Source organism: Streptomyces lydicus (genome assembly GCF_001729485.1).
In the GTDB taxonomy this organism is placed as follows: Bacteria; Actinomycetota; Actinomycetes; order Streptomycetales; family Streptomycetaceae; genus Streptomyces; species Streptomyces lydicus_D.
In genome coordinates this window covers 7102820-7129186 of record NZ_CP017157.1, presented here as the reverse complement: position 1 = coordinate 7129186, position 26367 = coordinate 7102820, and the positions used below count along the sequence as shown (strand labels likewise).

19 protein-coding genes are annotated in these 26367 nt (G+C 73.7%); 12 read left to right on the top strand and 7 right to left on the bottom strand.

The window, feature by feature from the left end; genetic code table 11:
* Positions 1 to 33 precede the first annotated feature (33 nt).
* Positions 34 to 906 carry a mycothiol conjugate amidase Mca gene (mca, locus tag SL103_RS30875; RefSeq protein WP_069572250.1) on the top strand — a complete coding sequence of 291 codons (873 nt, stop codon included), beginning with the start codon at positions 34 to 36 and terminating at the stop codon, positions 904 to 906.
* A gap of 4 nt (positions 907 to 910) precedes the next feature.
* Entirely contained in the window at positions 911 to 1162 is a 252-nt protein-coding gene (locus SL103_RS30870) for a hypothetical protein (RefSeq protein ID WP_069572249.1), read from the top strand.
* 295 nt (positions 1163 to 1457) lie between these two features.
* Here the strand turns inward: SL103_RS30870 and SL103_RS30865 are convergent, their stop codons facing one another.
* Positions 1458 to 4736 carry a tetratricopeptide repeat protein gene (locus SL103_RS30865; protein WP_099055474.1) on the bottom strand — a complete coding sequence of 1093 codons (3279 nt, stop codon included), beginning with the start codon at positions 4734 to 4736 and terminating at the stop codon, positions 1458 to 1460.
* Positions 4737 to 4935: 199 nt separating this feature from the next.
* Here SL103_RS30865 and SL103_RS30860 point away from each other — a divergent pair, with 199 nt between their 5' ends.
* The 6 genes from SL103_RS30860 (at position 4936) to SL103_RS30835 (ending at position 12364) form a co-directional block, all read left to right on the top strand.
* Complete coding sequence (locus SL103_RS30860) at positions 4936 to 7005, top strand: thioredoxin domain-containing protein (protein ID WP_069572248.1); 2070 nt, start codon at positions 4936 to 4938, stop codon at positions 7003 to 7005.
* Positions 7006 to 7352: 347 nt separating this feature from the next.
* Positions 7353 to 8888, top strand: a complete 1536-nt coding sequence (locus SL103_RS30855) for a transferase (protein ID WP_069572247.1) — start codon at positions 7353 to 7355, stop codon at positions 8886 to 8888.
* A gap of 124 nt (positions 8889 to 9012) precedes the next feature.
* The gene (locus SL103_RS30850) at positions 9013 to 9705 is read left to right on the top strand and encodes a DUF4328 domain-containing protein (RefSeq protein ID WP_244304081.1); all 693 of its coding nucleotides are present in this window, start codon (positions 9013 to 9015) and stop codon (positions 9703 to 9705) included.
* Positions 9706 to 9821: 116 nt separating this feature from the next.
* Positions 9822 to 10334 (top strand): RipA family octameric membrane protein, encoded by a 513-nt coding sequence (locus SL103_RS30845; protein ID WP_079146065.1) that lies wholly within the window; start codon positions 9822 to 9824, stop codon positions 10332 to 10334.
* Between the two features lie 90 nt (positions 10335 to 10424).
* Positions 10425 to 10916, top strand: a complete 492-nt coding sequence (locus SL103_RS30840; RefSeq protein ID WP_069572246.1) for a hypothetical protein — start codon at positions 10425 to 10427, stop codon at positions 10914 to 10916.
* 110 nt (positions 10917 to 11026) lie between these two features.
* Positions 11027 to 12364 carry an amidase gene (locus tag SL103_RS30835; RefSeq protein WP_069572245.1) on the top strand — a complete coding sequence of 446 codons (1338 nt, stop codon included), beginning with the start codon at positions 11027 to 11029 and terminating at the stop codon, positions 12362 to 12364.
* A gap of 136 nt (positions 12365 to 12500) precedes the next feature.
* On the opposite strand, the gene SL103_RS30830 is transcribed toward SL103_RS30835, so the two are convergent.
* Positions 12501 to 13136: a TetR family transcriptional regulator gene (locus SL103_RS30830; RefSeq protein WP_432215370.1), complete on the bottom strand. Its 636-nt coding sequence runs from the start codon at positions 13134 to 13136 to the stop codon at positions 12501 to 12503.
* Between the two features lie 189 nt (positions 13137 to 13325).
* Entirely contained in the window at positions 13326 to 14042 is a 717-nt protein-coding gene (gene trhA / locus SL103_RS30825) for a PAQR family membrane homeostasis protein TrhA (RefSeq protein ID WP_069572243.1), read from the bottom strand.
* 238 nt (positions 14043 to 14280) lie between these two features.
* Between trhA and SL103_RS30820 the strand changes: the two genes are divergently transcribed.
* Both SL103_RS30820 and SL103_RS30815 read left to right on the top strand, forming a co-directional pair.
* Entirely contained in the window at positions 14281 to 16119 is a 1839-nt protein-coding gene (locus tag SL103_RS30820) for a phosphoenolpyruvate carboxykinase (GTP) (protein ID WP_069572242.1), read from the top strand.
* Positions 16120 to 16286: 167 nt separating this feature from the next.
* Positions 16287 to 17399: an L-talarate/galactarate dehydratase gene (locus tag SL103_RS30815; RefSeq protein ID WP_069572241.1), complete on the top strand. Its 1113-nt coding sequence runs from the start codon at positions 16287 to 16289 to the stop codon at positions 17397 to 17399.
* A 70-nt stretch (positions 17400 to 17469) separates the two neighbouring features.
* Here the strand turns inward: SL103_RS30815 and SL103_RS30810 are convergent, their stop codons facing one another.
* Together SL103_RS30810 and SL103_RS30805 are read right to left on the bottom strand one after the other, a co-directional pair.
* Positions 17470 to 17913, bottom strand: coding sequence for a hypothetical protein (locus SL103_RS30810; RefSeq protein WP_069572240.1), 444 nt, complete (start codon positions 17911 to 17913; stop codon positions 17470 to 17472).
* Positions 17914 to 17998: 85 nt separating this feature from the next.
* Positions 17999 to 19210 (bottom strand): pyridoxal phosphate-dependent aminotransferase, encoded by a 1212-nt coding sequence (locus SL103_RS30805; RefSeq protein WP_069572239.1) that lies wholly within the window; start codon positions 19208 to 19210, stop codon positions 17999 to 18001.
* A 187-nt stretch (positions 19211 to 19397) separates the two neighbouring features.
* Here SL103_RS30805 and SL103_RS36585 point away from each other — a divergent pair, with 187 nt between their 5' ends.
* Entirely contained in the window at positions 19398 to 21929 is a 2532-nt protein-coding gene (locus SL103_RS36585; RefSeq protein ID WP_079146064.1) for a P-loop NTPase fold protein, read from the top strand.
* Between the two features lie 19 nt (positions 21930 to 21948).
* Here the strand turns inward: SL103_RS36585 and SL103_RS30795 are convergent, their stop codons facing one another.
* Entirely contained in the window at positions 21949 to 23583 is a 1635-nt protein-coding gene (locus tag SL103_RS30795) for an N-acyl-D-amino-acid deacylase family protein (RefSeq protein ID WP_069572238.1), read from the bottom strand.
* Between the two features lie 103 nt (positions 23584 to 23686).
* Positions 23687 to 24976 (bottom strand): amino acid deaminase, encoded by a 1290-nt coding sequence (locus tag SL103_RS30790; RefSeq protein WP_069572237.1) that lies wholly within the window; start codon positions 24974 to 24976, stop codon positions 23687 to 23689.
* 345 nt (positions 24977 to 25321) lie between these two features.
* Between SL103_RS30790 and SL103_RS30785 the strand changes: the two genes are divergently transcribed.
* Positions 25322 to 26317, top strand: coding sequence for a sugar kinase (locus SL103_RS30785; protein WP_244304228.1), 996 nt, complete (start codon positions 25322 to 25324; stop codon positions 26315 to 26317).
* The last annotated feature ends 50 nt before the right edge of the window (positions 26318 to 26367 follow it).

Sequence of the window (26367 nt, the reverse complement as noted above, 5' to 3'; positions counted from 1 at the left end):
CATCTTCTCCGGCCCTTAACTGAGGATCGAGTCTTGACTGAGCAGCTGCGATTGATGGCGGTCCACGCCCACCCCGACGACGAGTCGAGCAAGGGTGCGGCCACCATGGCCAAGTACGTGTCCGAGGGGGTGGACGTGCTGGTCGCCACCTGCACAGGCGGTGAGCGAGGTTCCATCCTCAACCCCAAGCTCCAGGGGGACCCGTACATCGAGGAGCACATCCACGAGGTGCGCAGGAAGGAGATGGACGAAGCCCGCGAGATCCTCGGGGTCAAGCAGGAATGGCTGGGCTTCGTCGACTCCGGGCTGCCCGAGGGCGACCCGCTGCCGCCGCTGCCCGAGGGCTGCTTCGCGCTGCAGGACGTCGACGAGGCGGCCGGACGCCTGGTCAAGCTGATCCGCGAGTTCAAGCCGCAGGTCATCACGACCTACGACGAGAACGGCGGCTACCCGCACCCGGACCACATCATGACCCACAAGATCTCGATGGTGGCCTTCGAGGCGGCCGGCGACCCGGAGAAGTACCCCGAGGCCGGCGAGCCCTGGCAGCCCCAGAAGCTCTACTACAACCAGGGCTTCAACCGGCCGCGGACCGTCGCGCTGCACGAGGCGCTGCTGGAGCGCGGCATGGAGTCGCCCTACGGCGAGTGGCTGGAGCGCTGGAAGCAGTTCGAGCAGCGTGAGCGCACCCTGACCACCTACATTCCGTGCGCCGACTTCTTCGAGATCCGGGACAAGGCGCTGATCGCGCACGCCACCCAGATCGACCCCGACGGCGGTTGGTTCCGGGTCCCGATGGACATCCAGCGCGAGGTCTGGCCGACGGAGGAGTACGAGCTCGCGAAGTCGCTCGTGGACACTTCCCTCCCCGAGGACGACCTCTTCGCGGGCATCCGCAACAATTGAGCCCATGATGAGCGCGACCAGCACCCTCGCCATGACGCACTTGGTCACCCTTGCCGACAGCTTCGACAAGGACAAGGTGACGCCCGGCGTCCTCGGCTTCATCGTCTTCGCGGTCATCGGCGGCGCCGTGTGGCTGCTGATGAAGTCCATGAACAAGCACATGAAGAAGGTGGACTTCGCGGAGCAGCCGGAGGAGGGCGAGCCGGCGGCGGACGCCCCGGCCGGCTCCGCGGCCGCCGGGCCGAAGGCCGGCTGACGGCGACCGGCTGAGTCCGGCTGACGACGGCCGGGCGGACCGGCCGGCGACGTCCGGCTGAGGGCGAGGCCCCGGGCCGCGGCGGGCGGTGGTTCGCCGCCGTCGGCCCGCCGGTGCCTTCCCGCTGGGCGCACGGACCGGGTGCCGGTCGACGGCCGGCCGCACGGCAACGGCCGGCCGACCGCCCCGGCGGCTCGCCGGCCCGAGCGGTCGGCGAGCCGCGGCCCGTCCGTCAGCCGCCGCCCCGTCCGTCAGCCGCCGCCCCGCGGGCCCGGCACGACTCCGGCGCCCCGGGTCACTCCGCGCTGTCCGCGACGAGCACCCCCATCACCTCGCGCGCATGGCGGTTCGGCACCATGCCCAGGCGCCATGCCTGCCACCCCGTCTCCGGCTCCACCCCGCGGTCCAGCAGCAGCCCGAACGCCTCCGCGCAGTCCTCCAGCCGGGAATCGCGGCTCGGGTGCTTCTCCCGCACCAGCTGCGCCAGCTCCTCCTGGGCGACCGCCGCACCCACCACGGAGCCGCCCGGCGAGGCGAACGGCAGCAGCGTGCAGCGCAGGAACCGCGCCCAGTCCTCGCCGCGCCGGTCGCCGTAACCGGCGAATATCCGCGCCGCCTCGTCGGCCAGCTCCAGCGCCTGCGCGGCCCGGCCGTTGCCCGCGTCGATGATCAGCAGCTCCAGGCAGGACCACGCCTCCCCGTGGGGCACCCCGATCCGCTGGAAGTCCTTGCGGGCGTCCTGCAGCAGCTGCCGGGCGAAGCCGCTGTTGCGCAGCGAGCCGGTCTGCTCCGCCCGCATGTCGCGGGTGACCCGCCCGGAGTGGTGCCGGGCGCACGCCAGGCCGTAGCCGTCCTGCATCCGGCTGAACATCGTCCGCGAACGCTCCAGCTGCCGCAGCGCCGCGTCGTGCTCGCCGCGCTCCTCCAGCGCCTGGCCCAGGTAGTACATCGTCCACGCCTCACCCCGGGCGTCCTCGTGCTGGTGGTGCAGCGGCAGCGCCTGCCGCAGCCGGTCGACCGCCGGGCCCGGTTCGCCGTCCACCAGCCGGGCCCGGGCGAGCTGGGTCATCGCCCAGGCCGCGCCGCGCTCGTCGTGCGTACGGCCGTACAGCTCCAGCGCCGCGTGCAGGGCGCTCTCCGCCCGCGGCACCTCGCCCAGCCGCAGATACACCTGGCCGAGCTGGAAGTGCGCCCACGCCTGGCCGTGGATGCTCTCGCTCTCCCCGTGCAGGTCCAGCGCCTCGCGCAGCATGGCGACCGCGTCGGCGAGCTGGGCGCGGTCCCGCTCCACCGCCGCCAGGGCGTGCAGCGTCCAGGCCCGGTCGCCGTGCATGTCGGGGCCCGACTGGAGATCCAACGCCTCACGGAGCTTGGCCGCGGCCTCCGCCAGATTGCCCTGCTGCTGGAGCGTGATGCCCAGGTCGCGCAGCGCCCGGGCGGCGCCCGCCGGATGCTGCGCCTCGAAGTAGAGGTCGACCACCGACGACAGGGTCGTGCGTGCCTTGTCCAGCTCGCCGAGCTGCCGGGCCGCCACACCCGTACGCCACTGCACGGAGCGGACCAGCAGCCCTTCGCCGACCGCCCGGGTCAGTTCGTTCAGCTCGCCCAGGCGGTAGAGGTCCCCGCGCAGCAGGCAGTAGTCGGCCAGCGCGCCCAGCAGATGGGAGACCGCCGCCCGGTCCACGCCCTGGTCGGCGTGGCGCAGCGCGGAGGTGATGAAGCTGGTCTCGTCGTCCAGCCACTGCAGGGCCGCGTCCAGCGAGGTGAAGCCGTGCGAGCCGAAGCGGTCGGCGCGCGTGGACGTGCGCCCGTCGACCAGCCGGATGACGGAGTCGGCCAGCTCCGCGTAGCCGCGGATCAGCCGCTCCTGGGCCGCGCCGCGCTCCTCCGGCTCCTCCTCGTCCCTCAGCCGGTCGTGCGCGAAGCGGTGCACCAGTGCGTGCATGCGGTAGCGCTCGCCGCGGACGTGCTCGATCAGCCCGGCCCGGGCCAGCGCCGTGAGCTGCCGCTCGGCCTCCGCGTTCTCGACGCCCAGCAGGGCCGCCGCAGCCGCCGTGCCCAGGCTGGCCCGGCCCACCAGCGCCAGCCGGCGCAGCAGCCGCCGGGCCGTCTCCGACTGGTCGGCGTAGCGCAGCGCCAGTGCCCGCTCCACCGGGGGCAGCGACCCGTGGGCCGCCAGGTCCCCGGCCAGCGCGGCGGTACTGCGGGGGCCGAGCGCGGAGCCCGCCACCCGCAGCGCCAGCGGCAGGCCCGCGCACTGCGCGGAGATCTCCTCGATCGCCCGGGCGTCGTACGGCACCGCCTCGCCCGCCGCCGCTGCCTCGTCGTCGGCGGCGGCGCGCAGCAGCTCCTCGGTGCCCGCCGGGTCCAACGGGCCGACGGGCAGCTGATGCACCCATGCCTCCAGGTCCGCGGGCAGCTCCAGCGGCGCCCGGGAGGTGACCAGTACGAGGCTGTCGGAGCGCTCCGGCACCAGGGTGCGCACCTGCTCCGGATCGGCGGCGTCGTCGAGCAGCACCGTCACCGGCAGGCCCGTCAGATGCTGGTGGTACAGCTCGCCGAGCCGCTTGACGTGCTGCTCCTGCGAGGGGCGCTCGCGGAACAGCAGCTGCTCGCGCGGCGCGCCCAGGCGATTCAGCAGGTGCAGCAGCGCGTCCCTGGTCGGCAGCGGGGCCTCACCGGGTGTCTCCCCGCGCAGGTCCACCACACAGGCGCCACGGAACTGGTCGCGCAGCTGGTGGGTGGCCCGCACCGCCAGGGCCGTCCGCCCCGAGCCCGGCTCGCCGTGCAGCACCACCACCGTCGGTCTGGTCTCCGTACTGGCGCGGGCCGCGTGCACCCACTGTGCGATCTGCGTCAGCTCGGCCCGCCGCCCGGCGAACGCGCCGTCCGGGCTGGGGAGTTGGGAGAACGAGTGCTCCAGCACGGACCGCTGGCGGGCCGCGGCGCTCCGGTCGGCACCGCGCAGCTGCGGTCCCCGCCCGGTCTTCGACGCGGCCGACTTCGCCGCCGGGCCGCTGCTGCGGGCCGCCGCCGTCAGCATCCGCTGCTGGTCGAGGAACGGCCGGATGCCGCGCACCTCCAGAGCCGTCAGCCACTGGAGCCGCAGCTGCTCCGCCCCGCCGGGCTGGCCGCGCCGCCCGGCCTCGCGGTGCGCGGCCGGGAAATGCCCTGCGGTCAGCTTCAGTACCGTGGCCGTCGCGCCCGCCACCACCACGGAGGCGCCCACGGCCAGCGCCGGGCCCGCGCCGGTGCCGTACGAGAGGTCCGTGCCGAAGGCCGCCAGCGCCGCCACGGCCGTTGCCACCGCGGGGGTGCCCAGCTCCTTGCGGGACAGCCGGCCGCCCAGCGACGGCCGGCCGGCGGCCGCCTCGTCCAGCGCCCGGACGTACGCGGTGTACTCCTCCGCGGCGCTGCCGGCCATGTCCTCCAGCGCCCCCCGGGCCCTGCCGACCAGCGCCTCCCGGTCGAGCCGGCCCCCCGAGCGCCGCACCTCCTCCTCCACGGCCCTGGTCAACAGTGCTTCCGCGTCCGCCCGGTGGCCGTCGCGCAGCACAGTCGGTGTGCCCGGCATGCCCTCCCCCTCCAGCAGTTCCAGCAGTCCCGTAGTTCCGGTGGTTCCCGTAGTTCCGTCTGTTCCGTCAGTTCCGGTGGTCTCCGGCGGTGATCTTCGCCGTACGCACAGTGTTCCGCGTCCGCGCGCTTTCCGGCAGCCCTGTGGATAACTCCCCGCGCTCCCGCGCTGGCGCGCCACCGTGGGAGAGGATGGAGACATGCCGAACCGCCTGGCCCATGAGACTTCCCCGTATCTGCTCCAGCACGCCGACAACCCCGTCGACTGGTGGCCGTGGTCCGCCGACGCGTTCGAGGAGGCCCGGCGGCGCGGCGTGCCGGTACTGCTGAGCGTCGGCTACAGCTCCTGCCACTGGTGCCACGTGATGGCGCACGAGAGCTTCGAGGACCCGGACACCGCCGCGCTGCTCAACGAGCACTTCGTGCCGGTCAAGGTCGACCGCGAGGAGCGTCCGGACGTCGACGCGGTGTACATGGAGGCCGTGCAGGCCGCCACCGGTCAGGGCGGCTGGCCGATGACCGTCTTCCTCACCCCCGACGCCGAGCCGTTCTACTTCGGTACGTACTTCCCGCCCGCGCCCCGCCACGGCATGCCGTCCTTCGGCCAGGTCCTGGAAGGCGTGCGCAGCGCCTGGACGGACCGCCGCGACGAGGTCGGCGAGGTGGCCGGGCGGATCGTCGCCGACCTGGCCGGGCGCTCGCTGACCGAGTCGCTGCCCGCCGACCGCCGGCCGCCGCGCCCCGAGGAGCTGCACACCGCCCTGATGGGACTGACCCGCGACTTCGACGCGGTGCGCGGCGGGTTCGGCGGCGCGCCCAAGTTCCCGCCGTCCATGGCGTTGGAGTTCCTGCTGCGCCATCACGCCCGCACCGGCTCCGCGGCGGCGCTGGAAATGGTGCAGGCGACCTGCGCGGCAATGGCCCGCGGCGGCATCTACGACCAGCTCGGCGGCGGCTTCGCCCGCTACGCGGTGGACGCCACGTGGACCGTGCCGCACTTCGAGAAGATGCTCTACGACAACGCCCTGCTGTGCCGCACCTACGCCCACCTGTGGCGGGCCACCGGCTCGGACCTGGCCCGGCGGGTCGCCCTGGAGACCGCCGACTTCATGGTCCGCGAACTCCGCACCGAACAGGGCGGTTTCGCCTCCGCGCTGGACGCGGACAGCGACGACGGCTCCGGGAAGCACGTCGAGGGCGCGTACTACGTATGGACGCCGGAGCAGCTGCGCGCCGTACTGGGCGAGAAGGACGCGGAGTTCGCCGCCACCTGCTTCGGCGTTACCGAGGAGGGCACCTTCGAGGGCGACCCCGGCCACGCCGGCGGCGGGGGCACCTCGGTGCTCCAACTCCCCGAAACGGACGGCCCGGTGGACGCCGAGCGGATGGCGTCCGTCAAGGAGCGGCTGCTGGCGGCGCGCGCGGAGCGGCCGCGCCCCGGCCGGGACGACAAGGTCGTCGCCGCCTGGAACGGGCTGGCCATCGCCGCGCTCGCCGAGACCGGGGCCTACTTCGACCGCCCGGACCTCGTCCAGGCCGCCACCGACGCCGCCGACCTGCTGGTCCGCGTGCACATGGACTGGCAGGCCCGTCTGCACCGCACCTCGCGCGACGGCACGCCGGGCGCCAACTCCGGTGTCCTGGAGGACTACGCCGACGTCGCCGAGGGGTTCCTCACCTTGGCCGCGGTCACCGGGGAGGGCGTCTGGACGGAGTTCGCGGGCTTCTTCCTGGACACCGTGCTGCTCCAGTTCACCACCGAGGACGGCGCGCTCTACGACACCGCCGCCGACGCCGAGACACTGATCCGCCGGCCGCAGGACCCGACCGACAACGCGACGCCCTCCGGGTGGACCGCGGCGGCCGGCGCCCTGCTGTCGTACGCGGCGCTGACCGGCAGCGAGCTGCACCGCACGGCCGCGGAGCGGGCCCTGGGCATCGTCACCGCGCTCGGCGGCCGGGCCCCGCGCTTCATCGGCTGGGGGCTCGCCGTCGCGGAGGCCGCCCTGGACGGGCCGCGGGAGATCGCGGTCGTCGGCCCGCAGGACGATCCGGCCACCGCCGCGCTGCACCGCGCCGCGCTGCTGAGCACCGCCCCGGGCGCGGTCGTCGCGCTGGGTTCCCCCGGTTCCGACGACTCCGGAGAGGTGCCGCTCCTCCGGGACCGCCCCCTGGTCGACGGGCGCCCCGCCGCCTACGTCTGCCGCCACTTCACCTGCGAGCGGCCCACCACGGACCCGGAGGAGCTGACGGAGCGGCTCCGGGGCTGAGCCGCGGCCGGGCCGGGCGGGGCACCCGTAGGCGCTCCGCCCGGCCCGGTGCGCCGATGTCAAGGAAGCATGCCGAGCACCGGATGGAGAGGCAGCGGGCCGGATAGCGCGGACCCTGCCCAGGGTTGTGGCGGCGTCTTCTCCTTCAGCCATTTACGGGAGCCGTTCGGCGTCCCCGAGGCCGGGGCGGCTGTCGGTGATTCTGCCGGAGCGGGTGGCGAAGTCCGGCTCGTGCCCGACTGGTGGGGGTGGCCTGAACTGGCCACGGTTCGTGGGGCGAGGTGGTAGTACGGGACGCGCTCTGCGCCGGGTGGCGGTGCCCGGGCGAGGTGAGGGGGTGCGCTGAGGTGTCCGCACGCTTGCGGGCGTTCGCCCGGCTGATCACGGTGGCCACGCTCGTCACGGCCTACGTCGCGCTGCACCTGGCGGTCACCGCGGGCACGGGCCTGCGGGCCTGCGACCGCTTCGGCGACGCCCCGGCACGGGCCGCCGCGTTCACCGCCGCGCTGGACCGCTACGCCGCCGGGGAGGCGGCCGCGCGCGCCGGGATCCGCGCGGGCGACACGTGGTTCAAGGAGAACGCCCCGTCGGGAGCGAGCCGCTCCGCGGTCTCCGCCGCCACCGGTGACGTCGAGAAGGGCCGGGTCTCCCGCGCCCGCGCGCGGGTCGCCGGGCTGGCGGCGGAGGTCCGACGGGACCGGGCGCGGCTCGACCGGAAACTCGGCTCGTCGCGCGCGGCCGCGCTGTACTGGGCGGTGCCCGCCGCGCTGCTGCTCGGGCCGGCGCTGTGGCTGCGGCGCCGGCGCCGGTCGGACGCCACGGAGATCATCAAGGTGGTCAGCCGGTTCGCCCCGCCCCGTCCGTGGTGGCGGCGGCCGGTGTTCCTGCTGGCCAGTGGCGTCGGATATGTACTGCTCGCGGGGGGCGTCATCGCCGGGAGCACGGCGCAGCGACGGGGCTACACCATGCCGCCGATGACCATGATGGGGTTACTGGTCGGCGGCCTGGCCGCGGTGGGTGCCGGGATCCTGATCCTGCGCCACACCCGCCCGCGCCAGGCGCGCGGCGCGGCCCGGGCCCTGCTGGCCGACGGCCGCCAACCCGTGCTCTACCTGCGCAGCTTCACCGACGACGACATCGCGGCCCAGGTCGACGACTCGTCCGCGTTCGTCAGCATCCACTCGCGGGAGGAGCAACTCACGGGGGCGTTGGGCGCCGTCGGCCCGGTGATCACGGTGGGCAAACCCGGGGAGCCGCTGCCGCGGCTGGGCGCGGCGCGGTTCTACCTGCCGCTCGACGACTGGCAGCCGACGGTGCTGCGGCTGATGGAGCTGTCCCAACTCATCGTGCTGCGGCTGGGGTCGGGCGACGGGCTGTGGTGGGAGGTCCAGCGGGCCCGCGCCACCCAGCCCGCGCGCAAGCTCGTCCTGCTGACGCCGGGCGCACTGTCGCGGCAGGCCGAACGGCTGGAGCTGGCCGAACGGCTGGACGCACACCTGCCGACCCCGTCCCGGCTGGCCGAGGTGTCCGGCGGAGATCCCTGGACCGGTGCCGTCATCACCTTCGACCCCGGGTGGACGCCCCGGGTGCGACCGGTGGGGCCCGTGCTCCGTGCCGAGCTCCCGCGGGGCGCGCTCGTGCGCCGCGGGGCCCGCGCCGTGAAGACCGGCTTCGTGTCGATGACCATGTTCACGCCCACGCACCACCTGGCCCGCGTCATCAAGGAGGCCCTGGCGGGCGTGGGGGTCCGCAGACGGTCGATGGCCTGGCGGGCCACCTTCGCCACGCAGGCGGCGGTGTGGAAAGGGTTCGCCTTGGTCACGGTCCTGGGCCTGCTGCTCTGGCTCGCGGGCCGGGCGCTGCGACTCTTCGGCCTCGGTTAGTGCCGTTCTGTTACGGCCGTCCCGCATGACATCCCGTGAAACGGGGGACACCACAGGGGCAGTGGCTCATGGCCTGCCGACCCCACGTACCGCGTGGCGGGTCGGCGATCTTCGGGGGAGGATCATGGACGATTCACAGCAAGGCATGTCGACGAACGCGCAACCGGTCGGGGAGCTGCCGAGGACGGTGACCGGCGCGGCGACGACCGCGACGGTACTGATCGCCGTGGCGCTCGTGCATGCGGTGTTGGTCCTGGTGGCCAACTGGCGCCTGTACTTCCTCGCCCACGACTACCTGGCCGGGGCGGCGACGGCCGCGGACCTGGAGGCCGCCGACAACGATGCCCTCGCGACGGTGGGGGCGTTCTGGCCGTCCATGCTGGTGTGGATCACGGCCGGCATCGGGGTGGTCGTCTGGCTGTGGCGGGCCCGGATCAACTCCGAGCTGATGAGCGGTGCCGCCGCGCACCGCCGGGCCCGGGGCTGGGTGGTGGGCGCCTGGACCACCCCGGTGGCGAACCTGTGGATCCCGTACCAGGTCGTGTCGGACGTCTGGCGGGCCAGTGCTCCCCGGCGGACCGTCCCCGTCGGCCTGATCAACGCCTGGTGGGCGCTGTTCGTGGTCGCCAACTTCGTGGTCAAGCCGATCCAATGGCGCATGTCCGCGACGTTCGCCAGCGAGCAGGACGTGCTGTCCAACGCGAACGTGACCACCCTGCTCACGGTGCTCTACATGGCGGCGGGCCTGCTCCTCGTCGTCATCGTCCGGCGCGTCACCGCGTGGCAGACCCACGGGCAGACCCAGACCGCGGCGTGAGGGAACGGGGCGCCCCGCTGGGCACGCGGCGGCGCGGCGGGCGATGGCCGTCGCGCCGCCGTCGCGGCCCCGGCCCGTACGGGCGCCCGGTGACGAACTACGGGGGAAACGCCAACATGGCCGGCATCAGTGACGCGTTGTGGAACGAGGACATCGACGCGGAGAACTTCCGCGAACCAGCCGCGACTTATCACGCCGCGGTCTTCGAGCAGTACAAGCTGTGCGTGGAGATGGCCGACCGGGTCAGCGCCCGGCGCAACCTCGCCAACACCTTCTTCCTGACCCTCCACAGCGCTCTCCTCGTCTTCCTCAGCACCTGGCTGTCCCAGGAGCACCACCGCCGGGCCCCGGTCGCCCTCGCGCTTCCGGCCCTGCTGGTCCTGCTGGGCATGTGCGCCACCTGGTGGATCACCGTTCGTTCCTACCAGCAGCTGAACAGGGGCAAGTTCGAGGTGATCGGCTCGTTCGAGGAGCGCCTGCCGGCCCGCGCCTTCGTGGCCGCCGAATGGCGCGCCCTCGGCGAGGGGCGGGACTGGCGCGTCTATCTCCCGCTCGGCCGTGTCGAACGCTGGATCCCCCTGCTCTTCGCCGTGGCCTACCTTCTGGGCTTCGCCGCCCTCGCGCTGTGACGGCGGTGGCCCCGCTGCCGCCCGCTCTCCCCGCCACCGGAGCGGATTAGGGTGAAGGGCAAAACGCCTCGGCCGGAAGCGGGTTGTCACATGGTCACCATCGCCATCACCGGTCACATGGACCTGGCCGACGAGGCGCTCGGTCGGATCCGCGCAGACCTCCGTGAGCTGCTGGCCGATCTGCGCGACGACGCGCTGGCCGGGCGCTCGTGCCTGGCCCGCGGTGCCGACACGCTCTTCGCCGAGGAGATCCTCTCGCTCGGCGGCCGACTGTCGGCAATCATCCCGTCCCGGGACTACCGGGAAGCGGTGGTCCGCCCCGCAGACCTCGCCGCGTTCGACGCGCTGCGCGACGCCGCCGCCGACGTGGTGGTACTGCCGTACGAGCACGCGGGCCGCGCCGCCTACGAAGCGGCCAATCGCCGGCTTCTCCAGGGCGCGGACCGCCTCGTCGCCGTGTGGGACGGCAGCGCCCCCACAGGTCGCGGCGGGGGCACGGCGGACACCGTGGCCGCGGCCCGCCTGGCCGGGCTGGCCGTCGATGTCGTGTGGCCTCTTGGCGCGTCCAGGTCCGGCAGCTGACACCGGCGCCCGGTTCCGGGGCGCCGGCGGTACGACACGGCGCCGGGTGCCCGTCGCGGTCCGGAGAGCCCCAACCGGCCGTTGTCGGCGGCCGGTTGTAGCCTGCCGCGATGACGACCTTGCTCGGGCATCGATCCCTGGTCCAGGAGGCCGCGGCGCTGCGGGACGGCACCGACGACCCCGTCGCCGCGGTGCACCGCTCGTGCGACCGCATCGACACCGTCGATCCGCAGGTCCGGGCCTTCGTGCCCGAGCCCGGCCGCCGTGCGCGCCTGCTGGCGGCGGCACGGCGGTGTGCGGCCGGGGCCCCGTCGGACCCCGCCGCCCGGCCCGCCCTCCACGGCATCACCGTCGGCGTCAAGGACATCGTGCACGTGGACGGGTTGCCCACCCGCGCGGGCTCGGCGCTGCCGCCGGAGGTGCTGGGCGGGGCGCAGGCCACCGTCGTCGACCGGCTGGTGGCGGCCGGCGCGCTGATCGCGGGCAAGACCGTGACCGCGGAGTTCGCGGTCACCGCGCCCGGACCGACCCGCAATCCGCACAACCTGTCCCACACGCCAGGGGGTTCGAGCAGCGGCTCGGCGGCCGCGGTCGCCGCGGGCATGGTGCCGCTGGCCATCGGGACGCAGACCGTCGGCTCGATGATCCGCCCCGCCGCGTACTGCGGCGTGGTCGGGTTCAAGCCGACCTACGGGCGGATCCCGGTCGACGGGGTGATCCCCAACGCCGCCGGCTTCGACACCCTGGGGTGCTATGCCACGGACGTGGCGGGCGTCGCGCTGGCCGCGTCGGTGCTGCTCGACGGATGGCGCGCGCCGCGGCCGGCCGCCGGGGCGGGCCGCCCGGTGCTGGGCGTCCCCGTCGGCCCCTATCTGGAGCGCGCCGGCGCGGAGGCCCTGCGCGCCTTCGGGGAACAGCGGGAGCTGCTGCGGCGGGCCGGCTACGCGGTGGTCGAGGTCCCGGTGATGGACGACTTCGCGCAGGTCGTGGACCAGCTCTTCACGATGAACCGCTACGAGGTCGCGCGGGCCCACGCCGACTGGTTCGCCCGCTTCGGCGACCGCTACCGCGAGCAGACCACGGCGGCCGTCCAGGAGGGCCGGAAGATCGGGGACGCCGCCTACGAGGCGGCCCGGGCGCGCCGCGCCGCGTTCCGCGAGCGGCTCGCCGCGGACGGCGCCGCGGCCGGTGTCGACCTGTGGATCGCCCCGTCGGCGACGGGCCCGGCGCCCGCCGACCTCAGCACCACCGGGACGTCGATCATGTGTCTTCCCTGGAGCAACGCCGGTCTGCCGTCGCTGAGTCTGCCCGCCGGCCGCGCCGCCGACGGGCTGCCGCTGGGGCTCCAGCTCGTCGGCGGCTTCGGCGCGGACGAGGCGCTGCTCGTGGACGCGGTGGGCGTCGAGGACGCGCTGAACGGGGCGGCACGGGGCGCGGACGCCCGCTGAGGCGGTGCGGAGCGTGCGCCCCCGTGCCAGGACCTCCGTCGTCCGGTGGGGCGGAGCGCGCGCCCCGCGCCAGGACCTCCGTCGTCCGGTGGATCAGAGCGTGAGCCCCGCGCCAGGACCTCCGTCGTCCGGTGGGTCAGAGCGTGAGCCCCCGCGCCAGGACCTCCATCGTCCGGTGGATCAGCTCGGCCAGCGTGTCCAGGTCGCCGGGCCGGTCCTGCTCCGCCCAGCTCAGCATCGCCTCCTGGAGGGCGGCCAGCACGGCGCTGCCGACGACCCGGAGCTCCAGGTCGTCGGCGGGGCGGCCGGAGCGCTCGGCCAGCACCGTGCTGATCATGGCGGCGTCCCGGGCGGTGTGCTCCGCCGTGCGGCCCCGGATCGCGGGCACCTCACGGATCAGCCGGATGTGCTGGAGGAGTTTCCCGCGGTCCTCCGGGGCGACCGTGCCGAGCGCCGCGACGGTGGCCCGCCGAATCGACTCGACGGGCGGCTCGTCCGCGGGACGGGCCCTGATCCCGGCCTCCAGCACCGCGTGGTACGCGTCCGTGAGCACGATGTCTTCCTTGGTGGGGAAGTAGCGGAAGACCGTGCTCGGTGAGACCTCGGCGGCCTCGGCGATCTGATCGACGGGGGTGGCGTCGTACCCCTGCTCCTCGAAGAGCCGGTAGGCGGCCCGCCGGATCGCCCGCCGGGTCTGGAGCTTCTTCCGCTCCCGCAGCCCGGGCCTGGCCGGCCCGGCCGCGGCGGGGGGAGTCGTACGTGCGGAGACCATGGGCAGCATTGTCCGGCATCGGACCACCCGGGGACCCGGTCGCGACCGGCCGGGGAGCCGAGGGCGCACCGTCCTTGCTCCGCCCCTGAACGAACCTTGACGAAGTCCTGACTGTCAGTGGCGCGTGTCACGCTGTGGTGCGGGGATGTTGCGGACGGTGAACGCCGCCGGCGCCGCTGCCGTGGTGGCTCAGGCGTGGGTGTAGGCCACCAGCGAGATGCCGACGTAGTGGACGGCGAAGGCGGCCAGGGTGAGGGAGTGGAAGACCTCGTGGAAGCCGAACCACCGGGGCGAGGGGTTGGGGCGCTTGAGGCCGTAGATCACGCCGCCGGCGCTGTAGAGCAGGCCGCCGACGATGACGAGGACGAGGACGGCGACCCCGCCGGAGTGCAGGAAGTCGGGCAGGAAGAAGACGGCGGCCCAGCCCATGGCGATGTAGCAGGGCGTGTAGAGCCAGCGGGGGGCGCCGACCCAGAAGACGCGGAACACGATGCCCGCCAGCGCGGCCGCCCAGACCGCCCAGAGCAGCGTCTGGCCGCGCGAGCCCGGCACCAGCAGCATCGTCAGCGGGGTGTAGGTGCCGGCGATGATCAGGAAGATGTTGGCGTGGTCGAGCCGGCGCAGCACGCCGTCGGCCCGCGGGCCCCAGTTGCCGCGGTGGTACAGCGCGCTGACGCCGAACAGCAGGCAGGCGCTGAGGGTGTAGACGGCGCAGGCGAGTCGGCCGCGGGGGCTGTCGGCGAGTGCGGTGAGGATGACGCCGGACAGCAGCACGGCGGGGAACATCCCGGCGTGCAACCAGCCGCGCAGCTTCGGCTTGAGGGGCGCGGCTGCCGCGGCGACCGCCGCGATCGCGGGCGGCGCGGAGGAGGGCTTGCTCTCGGCGGCGTCGGGCGCGGAAGTCATGGCGCAATGCTACCTACGCAACCGTAGGTTACCGATTCGTCGACGAGTGGTGACGGTCACGAAGGCGCCCTCTGGACAGAACGGATTTCGGGTCGGATGATCAAATGAGTGCGGACGGCACCGGATGAGCGGTCACGAAGCATCCGGGTCGCGGCCCCCAAGGGGCAACAACTAAAAGAAGCGGATTTTCCCGGCACACCGGGCATATATCCGTCCACACCCTCATCTAGGAGCGATCGTGGCGCGCGACAACGCGGCTCCCTCTTCCCAGGCCCTCCCGACCCGTCACCAGGAACTCCTGTCCTGGGTCGACGAGATCGCAGCGCTCACCCAGCCCGACCGGGTCGTCTGGTGTGACGGCTCGGAGGCGGAGTACGAGCGCCTGTGTGAGGAGCTCGTCGACAAGGGCACGTTCAAGAAGCTCGACCCGATCAAGCGCCCCAACTCGTACTACGCCGCCTCCGACCCCTCGGACGTGGCCCGTGTCGAGGACCGCACGTTCATCTGCTCCGAGAAGGAGGAGGACGCCGGGCCGACCAACCACTGGAAAGCCCCGGCGGAGATGCGCGAGATCTTCCGCGGCGCGAACGGTGCGGGCGGCATCTTCCGCGGCTCGATGAAGGGCCGGACGATGTACGTCGTCCCGTTCTGCATGGGCCCGCTCGGCTCCCCGCTGTCCGCCCTCGGGGTGGAGATCACCGACTCCGCCTACGTCGCGGTCTCGATGCGCACCATGACGCGCATGGGCCAGGCCGTCCTGGACGAGCTGGGCGAGGACGGCTTCTTCGTGAAGGCCGTGCACACCCTGGGCGCCCCGCTGGCCGAGGGGGAGGCCGACGTTCCGTGGCCGTGCAACTCCACCAAGTACATCTCGCACTTCCCCGAGTCCCGCGAGATCTGGTCGTACGGCTCCGGCTACGGCGGCAACGCCCTGCTGGGCAAGAAGTGCTACGCGCTGCGCATCGCCTCCGTCATGGCGCGCGACGAGGGCTGGCTCGCCGAGCACATGCTGATCCTCAAGCTCACGCCGCCGCAGGGCGAGTCGAAGTACGTCGCCGCGGCCTTCCCGTCCGCGTGCGGCAAGACCAACCTCGCCATGCTGGAGCCCACGATCTCCGGCTGGACGGTCGAGACGATCGGTGACGACATCGCCTGGATGCGGTTCGGCGAGGACGGCCGCCTCTACGCGATCAACCCCGAGGCCGGCTTCTTCGGCGTCGCGCCCGGCACCGGCGAGCACACCAACGCCAACGCCATGAAGACGCTGTGGGGCAACTCCGTCTTCACCAACGTCGCGCTCACCGACGACAACGACATCTGGTGGGAGGGCATGACGGAGGAGACCCCGGCCCACCTCACCGACTGGAAGGGCAACGACTGGACGCCCGAGTCCGGCGTCCCGGCCGCCCACCCCAACGCCCGCTTCACCACGCCCGCCTCGCAGTGCCCGATCATCGCGCCCGAGTGGGAGGACCCCAAGGGCGTGCCGATCTCGGCGATCCTCTTCGGCGGCCGCCGCGCCTCGGCCGTGCCGCTGGTGACCGAGTCCTTCGACTGGAACCACGGCGTCTTCCTCGGCGCGAACGTGGCCTCCGAGAAGACCGCCGCCGCCGAGGGCAAGGTCGGCGAGCTGCGCCGCGACCCGTTCGCCATGCTGCCGTTCTGCGGCTACAACATGGGCGACTACATGGGTCACTGGGTCGACGTCGCCAAGGGCAAGGACCAGGCGAAGCTCCCGAAGATCTACTACGTCAACTGGTTCCGCAAGAACGACGCGGGCAAGTTCGTCTGGCCCGGCTTCGGTGAGAACTCCCGCGTGCTGAAGTGGATCGTCGACCGGCTCGACGGCCGCGCCGAGGGCGTCGAGACGCCCATCGGCATCCTGCCGACGAAGGAGGCGCTGGACACCAAGGGCCTCGAACTGGCCGACTCCGACCTCGACTTCCTGCTGACGGTCGACAAGGAGGTCTGGCGCGAGGAGGCCGCCCTGGTGCCGGAGCACCTCAACACCTTCGGTGACCACACGCCGAAGGAGCTGTGGGACGAGTACCGCGCGCTGGTCGAGCGGCTCGGCTGACCGCCGCAGCAGCCGCACCCGACGGCCGGGGCCCCGCACCAACAGGTGCGGGGCCCCGGCCCGTTGTGCGGGGCGCGCGGCACCGGCCCACCCGCGCCAGAGTTCGCGTACATGAACATCGTTCGGACTCTTGACCCCGAGGTGGCCGCCGGACCACCCTGAGCCCCATGGCCCTCACCACTGACCGCATCGCCGCCGTCCAGCTCTCCTTCGTCCGCCTCCCGCTGACCGCGCCGATCAGTGACGCCAAGGTGCTGACCGGGCGCCAGAAGCCGCTCACCGAGGTCGCGTTGGTCTTCGCGCGGATCGTCACCGAGGCCGGGTACGAGGGGCTGGGCTTCGGGTACGCCAAGCGGGCGGGCGGCCCCGGCCTCTACGCCCACGCCCGCGAGACGGCCCCCGAACTGCTCGGTGAGGACCCCAGCGACATCGGCCGGCTCTGGCGGAAACTGCTCTGGGCCGGCGCCTCGATGGGCCGCAGCGGACTGGCCGTGCAGGCGATCGCCGCCTTCGACATCGCGCTGTGGGACCTCAAGGCGCGGCGCGCCGGCCTGCCGCTGGCCAAGCTCCTCGGCGCCCACCGCTCGGCCGTGCCCTGCTACAACACCTCCGGCGGCTTCCTCTCCGCGCCGATCGGGCAGGTGCTGGACAACGCCGACGCCGCTCTGGCGCGCGGCATCGGCGGAATCAAGATCAAGGTGGGGCAGCCCGACACGGCAGCCGACCTGCGGCGCGTCCAGGCGGTCCGCGAGCACCTCGGCGAGGACACCGCGCTGATGGTGGACGCCAACCAGCAGTGGGACCGGGCCACCGCCCGGCGCTTCGGACGGACCCTGGAGCAGTTCCGGCTCACCTGGATCGAGGAGCCGTTGGACGCCCATGACGCCGAGGGCCACGCCGCGCTCGCGGCCTCGCTGGACACCCCCGTGGCCACCGGCGAGATGCTCACCAGTGCCGAGGAGCACACCCGGCTGATCGACGCGGGCGCCGCCGACTTCGTCCAACCGGACGCGCCCCGGGTCGGCGGCATCACGCCCTTCCTGCGGGTGATGGCGCTCGCCGACCACAAGGCGCTGAGCCTCGCGCCGCACTTCGCGATGGAGGTCCATCTCCATCTGGCCGCGGCCTACCCCGGGACTGCCTGGGTCGAGCACTTCGAGTGGCTGGAGCCGCTGTTCAACGAGCGGCTGGAGCTGAGCGGGGGCCGGATGCTCGTACCGGACCGGCCGGGCCTCGGCCTGGACGGTGGACCGGTGCGAGATCTCGGTGACGGACCGTGAGGCGGCCGCCGTAGCGGGATGACGCGCCCCGAAGGGGCCGTTGGAGTGACGAGGGCGGCGCCGGCCGGCGCTACGCCGACGCCAGGTCCCGCACCGGGCCCGCGTGGGCCTCCATCCGCTCCGCCGCCAGGGCCATCGCCTCGGTGTCGTTCCGGGACGTGGCCACCGCCAGGGCGTTCCCGGCCAGGGTGTGGGCGCGCTGCTGGAGGGCCGCCGTGCGGGACGCGGCCCCGCCGTCGGAGGGCTCGGCGCGCAGTGGGTAGTGGCCACCGCTGAGCCGGGCGACCAGTGCGGCGATGCGCTCGGCGGCGTCGGCCAGCCCGGCGCCGTCCAGCTCCAGGGCCTCCGGCGTGCCGGTGCGCGTCGCGAGCGCGCGCAGCTCGTCGGTGACGGTGAGCAGCGCGGTCAGCTGCCCGGCGAGCCGGATGTCCAGCTCCTCCTCGCGGGAGCGGTGCGGGATCTCCGGGGCGGCGGCCATGGTGTGGACCGACTTCGTGCGGATCGGCTCGTACATGGGGTGGCCTCCTGAAAAACGTCCAGGAGGCCATCCTAGCTTGGACACTGTCTAAAGTTATGGCTCGTACAGAAGTCGTGACGGGTCAGTACTGTCCGTAACCGTCGAGGAAGGTCCCGATCCGGGTGACCGCGTCCGTCAGATCGTCCTTGCTGGGCAGCGTGACCAGGCGGAAGTGGTCCGGCTCCGGCCAGTTGAAGCCGGTGCCGTGCACGATCATGATCTTCTCGGCGCGCAGCAGGTCGAGCACCATCTGCCGGTCGTCCTTGACCTTGTAGACCGCGGGGTCCAGCCGCGGGAAGGCGTACAGCGCACCCTTCGGTTTGACGCAGGTGACGCCCGGGATCTGGGTCAGCAGCTCGTACGCGGCGTCGCGCTGCTCCAGCAGTCGGCCGCCGGGCAGCACCAGATCGTTGATCGACTGCCGGCCGCCGAGCGCGGTGGCCACCGCGTGCTGCGCCGGCATGTTGGCGCACAGCCGCATGTTGGCCAGGATCGTGAGGCCCTCGATGTACGAGGCGGCGTGCGCCTTCGGGCCGCAGACCGCCATCCAGCCGCTGCGGTACCCGGCCACCCGGTAGGACTTGGACAGCCCGTTGAAGGTCAGGGTCAGCAGGTCGGGGGCGAGCGACGCGAACGGGGTGTGCGTGACCCCGTCGTAGAGGATCTTGTCGTAGATCTCGTCGGCGCAGACGATCAGGTTGTGCCGGCGGGCGATCTCCGCGAGGCCGCGCAGCAGCTCGTCGTCGTACACCGCGCCCGTGGGGTTGTTGGGGTTGATGACGACGAGGGCCTTGGTGCGGTCGGTGATCTTGCGCTCGATGTCGGCGAGGTCCGGCATCCAGTCCGCCTGCTCGTCGCAGCGGTAGTGCACGGCCGTGCCGCCGGAGAGCGAGACCGACGCGGTCCACAGCGGATAGTCCGGGGCCGGGACCAGCACCTCGTCGCCGTCGTCCAGCAGCGCCTGCATCGACATCTGGATCAGCTCGGAGACGCCGTTGCCGAGGTAGATGTCGTCGACGGAGAGCTCGATGCCCTTGGTCTGGTAGTGCTGCATCACCGCGCGGCGGGCGGAGAGCAGGCCCTTGGCGTCGCCGTAGCCGTGTGCCGTCCCGACGGAGCGGAGGATGTCCTCCAGGATCTCGGGCGGGCACTCGAAGCCGAACGCCGCCGGGTTGCCGGTGTTCAGCTTCAGGATGCGATGACCGGCCGCCTCCAGCCGCATGGCCTCCTCGAGCACCGGGCCACGGATTTCGTAGCAGACGTTGGCGAGCTTCGTTGACTGGATCACCTGCATGTCCGCAACCTTACGACCGTGTTTCGGTGCCCGCCCGGTGTTTTTCCCCACGTCGATCAGCACACGGTGTGGGGTTCCTCACGGGTGGTGACGGCGCGGGCGGGGGCGGGCTGCTGATTCCGCGGTGCGGGCCCGGCGGAGCGCCCGGCGGTGCGCCCCGCGGCGCTCCCCGGTACGCTCCGGGCGCATGGCCGCCCCGTCCGCCTTACCCTCGCCCGCGACCCCGCAGCGCGGCCCGTTCGCGTTGCTCAACGACGAACCGGTCGCCGAGCGGGGTGCCGATCTGCTGGGCGCCGGCGCCGCCGCCCGTCAGCTCGCCGGCCTGCTGGTCGCCTCCCGCGACTCCACCCCCTTCACCCTCGCCGTCGACGCCGGCTGGGGCATGGGCAAGAGCAGCCTGATGCGGCTGGTCGACGCGGAGCTGGCGCAGGCGCCCGAGGTGCACACCGTCTGGTACAACGCCTGGACCTCGACCGGCGCCGACGCGCTGGAGGGGCTGATCAAGTCCGTTCTGATGCGCTTCGACCGGCGGGTGCTGCGCCGCGGCCTCGCCCGGGTCACCGAACGACGGGCGCTGCTGCGGGCCGTACGGGCGCTGAGCACGGTCGCCGCCGGGCCGCTGGGCGTGGCCGGCCTGGTCGACGAGCTGTGGAAGAGCCTGTCCGTCAACTCCCAGGCCCGCAACGAGATGCGCGGGGCGATCGGCGACCTGGTCAAGGAGTGGTCCGAGACCGCCGAGTTCCGGCCCCGACGGCTCCTGGTGGTCTTCATCGACGACCTCGACCGGTGCTCGGAGGAGACGGTGCTCGCCGTCTGCGAGGCGGTGAAGGTCTATCTGGACGTGGCGGGGCTGGCGTTCGTGGTCGGCTGCGACCGCTCGGCGCTCGGCCCGAACGGGCTGCTGCACGACCTGTCGCCGGCCGGCTCGGCGTTCATGGAGAAGATCTTCCAGACCAGTTACCGGGTCCCGGCGGCCGACAACCACGGCGTCAAGGACTACATCCGCTGGTGCGCCCGGACCGCCGGGGTGGCACCGCTGCTCGACGACGCCCTGGTGGAGCTGCTGGCGCAGCGCTCGGACCGGAATCCGCGCCGCATCAAACGCCTGGTCAACGGCTTCGTCCTGGAGGCCACGCTCAACCCCGTCTGGCGCGACTTCGGCCCCGGTGCCGTGATCAGGACGCTGCTGCTGCAGTACTTCTATCCCGACTTCTACCGCATGATGACCGGCCCGTCCGGCACCGTCGACGGCGATGTGGTGGCCGAGTTCCGTGCCTACCGCGAGGTGCGGCGGACGCTGCTGGCGGCCGGCGCCGGACCGTCGGAGGGCGAACTGCGCACGGCGCGGGACTTCCTCGCGCGCTACGACCTGCTGCTGCCGGACCCGCTGGGTGCGTCCGGGGAAGCGGTGCTGGCCGTGCTGGAGCGTCAACTGCCCAACGAGTTCCCCGGTCTGGTGGTCAACCCGGCCTTCACGTCCCTCGTCGACGAGCTGACCGCCCGCCAGGACGCGGACCGGCTGCTGCTGCGGCTGCGCGAGGGACCGCTCGGCTCGGGCGGGGAGCCGACCCGGATGTCCCGGGAGTGGGCCCCGGTCTGGCAGGGGGTGCAGGGCGCCCGCGTGGACGGCTACACCACCGGGTTCGGGCCGCCGCTGGCGTGGCCGGGGGACGGGGGGTACGGGTTCCCGGGCGGCCGGCCCGGCGCGGTCGCCCTGCCGCAGCCGGCCGGCGCGCAGCCTTCGCCGTATGCCGCTCAGCAGGCGGCGCCGTACCCCGACCCGCCGGCGCCGTACGGCGGCGGGTACCCGCCGCAGGCGGCGTACCTCCCGGGGCAGCAGCAGGCGGGCTATCCGGCGCAGGCCGGTCCGCCGGTGCCGGGCCCGTACCCGGTGCCGGCCTTCGACGTCCTCTGGGTCGACGACCAGCCCGACCGGAAGGGTGTGGTGCGCGAGGTGCTGGAGGCGCTCGGGGCGCAGGTGAACCACGTGCCCAAGAGCGCCGCCGCCGTGCAGGCCCTCCGCAACCGCACCCCCGACCTGCTGATCTCCGACGTCAGCCGGGGCTCGGACCACTCCGCGGGCTTCGAGATGGTGGAGCGGCTCAAGGCGGACGGGAACTACGACGGTCCGGTGGTCTTCTTCACCATCCGCCGCTCCGCCGACCGTGAGGAGCGGGCCGCCGCGCTGGGCGCCTCGCTCACCAACAACGCGCAGGAGCTGCGGGATCTGGCACTGGCCGTGCTCCGTGAGCACACCGCCCTCCCGGTCGACACGGCGGCGGACGAGGCCACGGGCGTGGTCCGTCCCCGGGCCCCCGCCCGGCAACGGCCCGTCGTCACGACGGGCCTGCACGGGCTGTCCGTCCTGTGGGTGGACGATGTCGTGGCCAGCGTGCGGGAGCTGGCCATGGATCTGCGCCGGGAAGGGGCCACCGTCCAACTGGCCGACACCGAGCGGGACGCCCTCGACTGGCTGGCCGCGCACCGGGTGGATCTGGTGCTCTCCGACATCACCCGCGACGGCGACGGCGAGGCCGGGTTTGTCTTCGCCAAGAAGCTGCGCGACGAGGGCCGTTACGTCGGGCCGCTGGGCTTCTTCGCCGGCCGGATCAATCCCGACCGGGAGGCACGCGCGCGGGCGGTCGGGGCGCTCGGGGTGACCACCGACGCCGTCGTGGTGCGGCGGTGGGCCGAACAGATCGCGCAGGAGCTGCGGTAGCGGCAGGGGGTGAGGCCGCTCAGCCCCGCCGCGCCGGTGTCCGCCGCACCGACCGCCCCGCCAGGACATCCGTCCGCCGGCCGTCCTCGATGACGAAGCGGCCGTCGATCAGGACGTGCGGCAGGCCCGTCGGCACGGTGCGCGGGGCGTCGTACGTGGCGCCGGCCGCGACCGTGCCGGGGTCGAAGAGGACCAGGTCGGCGCGGTAGCCCTCACGGACCAGGCCCCGGTCGGGCAGGCGCAGACGGGCGGCCGGCCGGGCCGTCAGGTGGGCGACGCACTCCTCCAGGGAGAGCACGCCCAGTTCGCGCACGTAGTGGCCGAGGTAGTGCGGGAAGGTGCCGTAGGCGCGGGGGTGCGGCTTGTCGCCCTGGAGGATGCCGTCGCTGCCGCCGGTGTGGACGCGGTGGCGCATGATCGCGCGGACGTTGTCCTCGTGGCCGACGTGCTGGAGGATCGTCGAGCCGAGGCGGTCGTCGAGGAGCAGCCGGCGGGCGGTCACCCAGGGCTCCTCGCCGCGGGCGGCGGCGGTACGGGCCACGGTCCGCCCGACGTGGCCGGCCAGCGCCGGGTCCGCGACGCCGGAGATCTCGATGGCGTCCCAGTCGATGGGCACGCCGTGGCAGCCGTCCGCGCCGTCGACCTCCATGGCGTGACGGATGCGCGCGGCCGTCGCGTCGTCCTTCAGGCGGGCCAGGATCGCCTCGGGGCCGCCCTCGCTCGCCCAGCTCGGCAGCATCGCGACCAGCGTCGTGCAGCCCGGGGTGTAGGGATAGGTGTCGAGGGTGAGGTCCGCGCCGGCGTCGAGGGCCTCGTCCAGGAGGGCCAGCAGGTCGGGCGCGCGGCCCTCGTTGACGCCGAAGTTCATGGTGGCGTGGGCGAGGTGGAGCGCGCAGCCGGCCTCGCGGGTGAGGGCGAGCATCTCCTCGTACGCCTGGAGGGCGCCCGCCCCGTAGGAGCGGTGGTGCGGGCAGTAGTAGCCGTTGTAGCGGGCCACCACCCGGCACAGTTCGGTGAGTTCGGCGTCGGACGCGTACATGCCGGGGGTGTAGGTCAGGCCGGAGGAGAGGCCGACGGCGCCCTGCTCCAGGCCCTCGGCGACCAGCTGCCGCATCCGGGTCAGCTCGTCGGGGGTGGCGTCGCGGTCCTCCCAGCCGAGGGCGAGCATCCGGACGGTCCCCTGGGGGATGAGGTAGGCGGCGTTGACGGCGATGCCCCGGCCGTCGAAGCCGTGGTCGAGGCGGTCGAGGTACTCACCGACGGTGCGCCAGTCGAAGTCGACGGAGGTGTCCCCGGGGCCGCCGCCGTTCCAGCCGGTGATCTGGGCGCGGACCTCGGCCAGGGTGCGGTCGTCGACCGGTGCGTACGACAGGCCGTCCTGGCCGATGACTTCGAGGGTGACGCCCTGCGCGGCCTTGGCCTCGTGCGCCGGGTCGCGGAGCAGCGCGAGGTCGCTGTGCGCGTGCATGTCGATGAAGCCGGGGGCGAGGGCGAGCCCGTCGGCGGCCACCACCCGCGCGGCGTCCTGCCGCGGCCCGGCGTCGCCCTCCCGCCGGATCGCGGCGATCCGGCCGCCGGCCAGGGCGACATCGGCACGGTAGGACGGACCGCCGGACCCGTCGATGACGTGGACGTCGCGGAAGACGGTGTCCATGGTGGTGCCTTTCTCGGGGCCGGAGCCGGGGCCGGGGCGGCGGGGCAGGGGCCGCGGGTCCTCCCCCGGGGGGCGGGGGAGGACCCGCGGCGGAGTGCGCGGACTAGAAGAAGGTGCGGACGAAGTCCGTGACCGTGCCGTCCTGTTCCACGAGCGGGATGAGCTGCCACTTGTCGAAGGACGTGCAGGGGTGCGACAGGCCGAGGCCCACCCAGTCGCCGACCTCCAGGTCGCCGCCGCGCTCGGTCGAGACCCAGGCGTGCTGGTCCGACAGGCCGGTGACGGTGACGCCGTCCGCCGGCCGCTCGGAGCCGTCCCGGCCGGACCGTACGACCTGCGCCTGCGGCAGCTCCAGGTCGTGGGCGGCGTCGCGCTTGCCCGCGTTGAGGAACGCCTGCCCGGGCGTGGGCCGGGATACCACCTGCGCCCACAGCCGGAACGCCGGCTGCAGCGCGCCCTCCTCCGGGACGCGGTTGAAGGGGGTCAGGCGGCGGTAGTGCCCGCTGTCGTGCGAGACGTACGCGCCCGAGCGCAGCAGCTTGAGCACCGGGGCGGACAGCTCGGGGATCTCGGCGAAGACGTCGGCCACCGCGTCGAACCAGGCGCTGCCGCCGGCGCTGACGATGATCTGGTCGAGGTCGGCGAACCGGCCCGCCTTGTCCAGCTCCACGGCCAGCGCGACCAGCCGGCGCACCCAGGCGGTCACCCGGGCGGGGTCGGCGTCCGGCACCTCGCCCTCGTAGCCGGCGACGCCCACCAGGCGCAGGGTGTCCACCCCGGCGATGGCGTCGGCGAGTTCCCGGCACTCGGCCTCGGTGCGGACGCCGGTCCGCGCGCCCTCGCCGGCGCCCAGCTCGACCACCACGTCCGCCGGGCGGACCGCGCCGGCCTCCCGCAGCGCCCGGTCCATCAGCTCGATGCCGCGCAGCGAGTCGACGTAGGCGACGAACCGGAAGTCGGGGTCGTCGGCCAGTTCGCCGGCGATCCAGCGCAGCGCGGCCGCGTCGACCAGCTCGTTGGCGAGGAAGATGCGCTGGATGCCGTAGCGGCGGTAGACCCGGACCTGGTGGGGGACGGCCGCGGTGATGCCCCAGGCGCCGTGCGCCAGCTGCCGGGCGAAGAGCTGCGGGGCCATGCAGGTCTTGCCGTGCGGGGCGAAGGCGAGGCCGTGCCGGGTGGAGTAGGTCTCCATCACGGCCAGGTTGTGCTCGACCGACTCGGCGGAGAGGGCCAGGACGGGGGTGGTGAAACCGCCGTCGAAGAGGTTGCGGCGCTCGGCGGCCAGCGCGCCGACGGTCAGCCCCTCGGCGTCCGGGGGGAGCCCCTTGAACCGGTGATCGACCCGTTCGTCCGCGAGTTCCGCGAGTCCCTGCGCAAGCCGCTCGCCGGCCATGGGGCCTCCTCAAAGTTCCTGTTGCATCCTCTGCAACACTCATTGCGCATATCGCTTGCAGCTGTCTAACATCCGAGCCACCGCCCGGTCAATGGAGGGAAAACGCGGCGGGAGCGGGCCGGGAAACCCCTCCGGCCACCACCCGGAAGCCGCTCCGCCCACCGCCCGGACACGCCCCGGCCCCGCGCCGGCACCCTCGCACCGGACCCCGCGGAACGCCGTCCCGGCGAGCCCCACAGCGAAGGAGCGCACCCGATCGTGACCCCGTCCCCGACTGCCAGCGGCACCCCCGGCCCGGGCGGTGTCCCCGCCCCGGACGTGGACGTCGTCTGCCTCGGCGAGTCCATGGTCACCTTTCTGCCCCGGCGCCCCGGGCGGCTCGCCGACGTGCCCTCCTTCGACCGCGCCATCGGCGGCGCCGAATCCAACGTCGCCTGTACCCTCGCCCGCACCGGCCACACCGCCCGCTGGATCTCCCGGGTCGGGGCCGACGGCTTCGGCGACCACCTGCTCGCCGCCATCGCCGACTGCGGCGTCGACGTCTCCCACGTCCGGCGCGACCCGCGCCGCCCCACCGGCATCTACTTCCGCACGGCCGGCGACCGCGCCACCGACGCCCACGAGGTCGCCTACTACCGGGCCGGCTCCGCCGCCTCCGCGATGTCCGCCGCCACCGTGGACCGGGCCGCCGCCGGCTCCGGGCGGGTGCTGCACCTCTCGGGGATCACCGCCGCGCTCTCCGCCGACTGCCTCGGCCTGATGCGCGCCCTGACCTCCCGCCGGCCCGGCCGCCCGCTCGTCTCCTTCGACGTCAACCACCGGCCCGGCCTGTGGCGCGACCCCGCCGACGCCCGCGTCCTGCTCGACCTGGCCCGCGGCGCCGACCTGGTCTTCGTCGGCGAGGACGAGGCGGCGGACGCCTGGGGCCTGACCGGCGGACCGGACGCCGTGCGCGCCGCACTGCCCGAGCCCGCCACCCTCGTCGTCAAGCGCGGGGCCGCCGGCGCCGTCGCCTACGACCGCCACGGCGGCCGGCACGCCGAACCCGCCCCGCGCGTCGACGTGGTCGCCGCGGTCGGCGCCGGCGACGCCTTCGCGGCCGGCTACCTCTCCGCCGCGCTCCGCGACCTGCCCGTGCCCGCCCGCCTCCGGTACGGCCACCTGTGGGCCGCCGCCGTCCTCACCGTCCCCGGCGACCTCGCGGAACCCCCCGCGCGCGGCCACGCCGACCGCCTGGCCGCCCTCGGCGACACCGCCTGGGGGACACTGCACCTCGGCCCCGGCTGGACGAACGACAGCAGAGTCGGCGAACGGGCCGTCGAGGAGGTACGTACGCCGTGAACGAGCGAAGCGAGGGCACCGCCGGGAGGGCCGCGCCCGGCACGGACCGG

What these genes read in the sequence shown, in the direction of transcription:
- SL103_RS30785 (WP_244304228.1), top strand. Translation starts at nt 25,322, where the DNA reads ATGGTCACCTTTCTGCCCCGGCGCCCCGGGCGGCTCGCCGACGTGCCC.
- SL103_RS30870 (WP_069572249.1), top strand. Translation starts at nt 911, where the DNA reads ATGATGAGCGCGACCAGCACCCTCGCCATGACGCACTTGGTCACCCTT.
- SL103_RS30850 (WP_244304081.1), top strand. Translation starts at nt 9,013, where the DNA reads ATGGACGATTCACAGCAAGGCATGTCGACGAACGCGCAACCGGTCGGG.
- SL103_RS30805 (WP_069572239.1), bottom strand. Translation starts at nt 19,210, where the DNA reads ATGCAGGTGATCCAGTCAACGAAGCTCGCCAACGTCTGCTACGAAATC.
- SL103_RS30795 (WP_069572238.1), bottom strand. Translation starts at nt 23,583, where the DNA reads ATGGACACCGTCTTCCGCGACGTCCACGTCATCGACGGGTCCGGCGGT.
- SL103_RS30865 (WP_099055474.1), bottom strand. Translation starts at nt 4,736, where the DNA reads ATGCCGGGCACACCGACTGTGCTGCGCGACGGCCACCGGGCGGACGCG.
- SL103_RS30840 (WP_069572246.1), top strand. Translation starts at nt 10,425, where the DNA reads ATGGTCACCATCGCCATCACCGGTCACATGGACCTGGCCGACGAGGCG.
- SL103_RS30790 (WP_069572237.1), bottom strand. Translation starts at nt 24,976, where the DNA reads ATGGCCGGCGAGCGGCTTGCGCAGGGACTCGCGGAACTCGCGGACGAA.
- SL103_RS30835 (WP_069572245.1), top strand. Translation starts at nt 11,027, where the DNA reads ATGACGACCTTGCTCGGGCATCGATCCCTGGTCCAGGAGGCCGCGGCG.
- SL103_RS30815 (WP_069572241.1), top strand. Translation starts at nt 16,287, where the DNA reads ATGGCCCTCACCACTGACCGCATCGCCGCCGTCCAGCTCTCCTTCGTC.
- SL103_RS30845 (WP_079146065.1), top strand. Translation starts at nt 9,822, where the DNA reads ATGGCCGGCATCAGTGACGCGTTGTGGAACGAGGACATCGACGCGGAG.
- SL103_RS36585 (WP_079146064.1), top strand. Translation starts at nt 19,398, where the DNA reads ATGGCCGCCCCGTCCGCCTTACCCTCGCCCGCGACCCCGCAGCGCGGC.
- SL103_RS30810 (WP_069572240.1), bottom strand. Translation starts at nt 17,913, where the DNA reads ATGTACGAGCCGATCCGCACGAAGTCGGTCCACACCATGGCCGCCGCC.
- trhA (WP_069572243.1), bottom strand. Translation starts at nt 14,042, where the DNA reads ATGACTTCCGCGCCCGACGCCGCCGAGAGCAAGCCCTCCTCCGCGCCG.
- SL103_RS30860 (WP_069572248.1), top strand. Translation starts at nt 4,936, where the DNA reads ATGCCGAACCGCCTGGCCCATGAGACTTCCCCGTATCTGCTCCAGCAC.
- SL103_RS30830 (WP_432215370.1), bottom strand. Translation starts at nt 13,136, where the DNA reads ATGGTCTCCGCACGTACGACTCCCCCCGCCGCGGCCGGGCCGGCCAGG.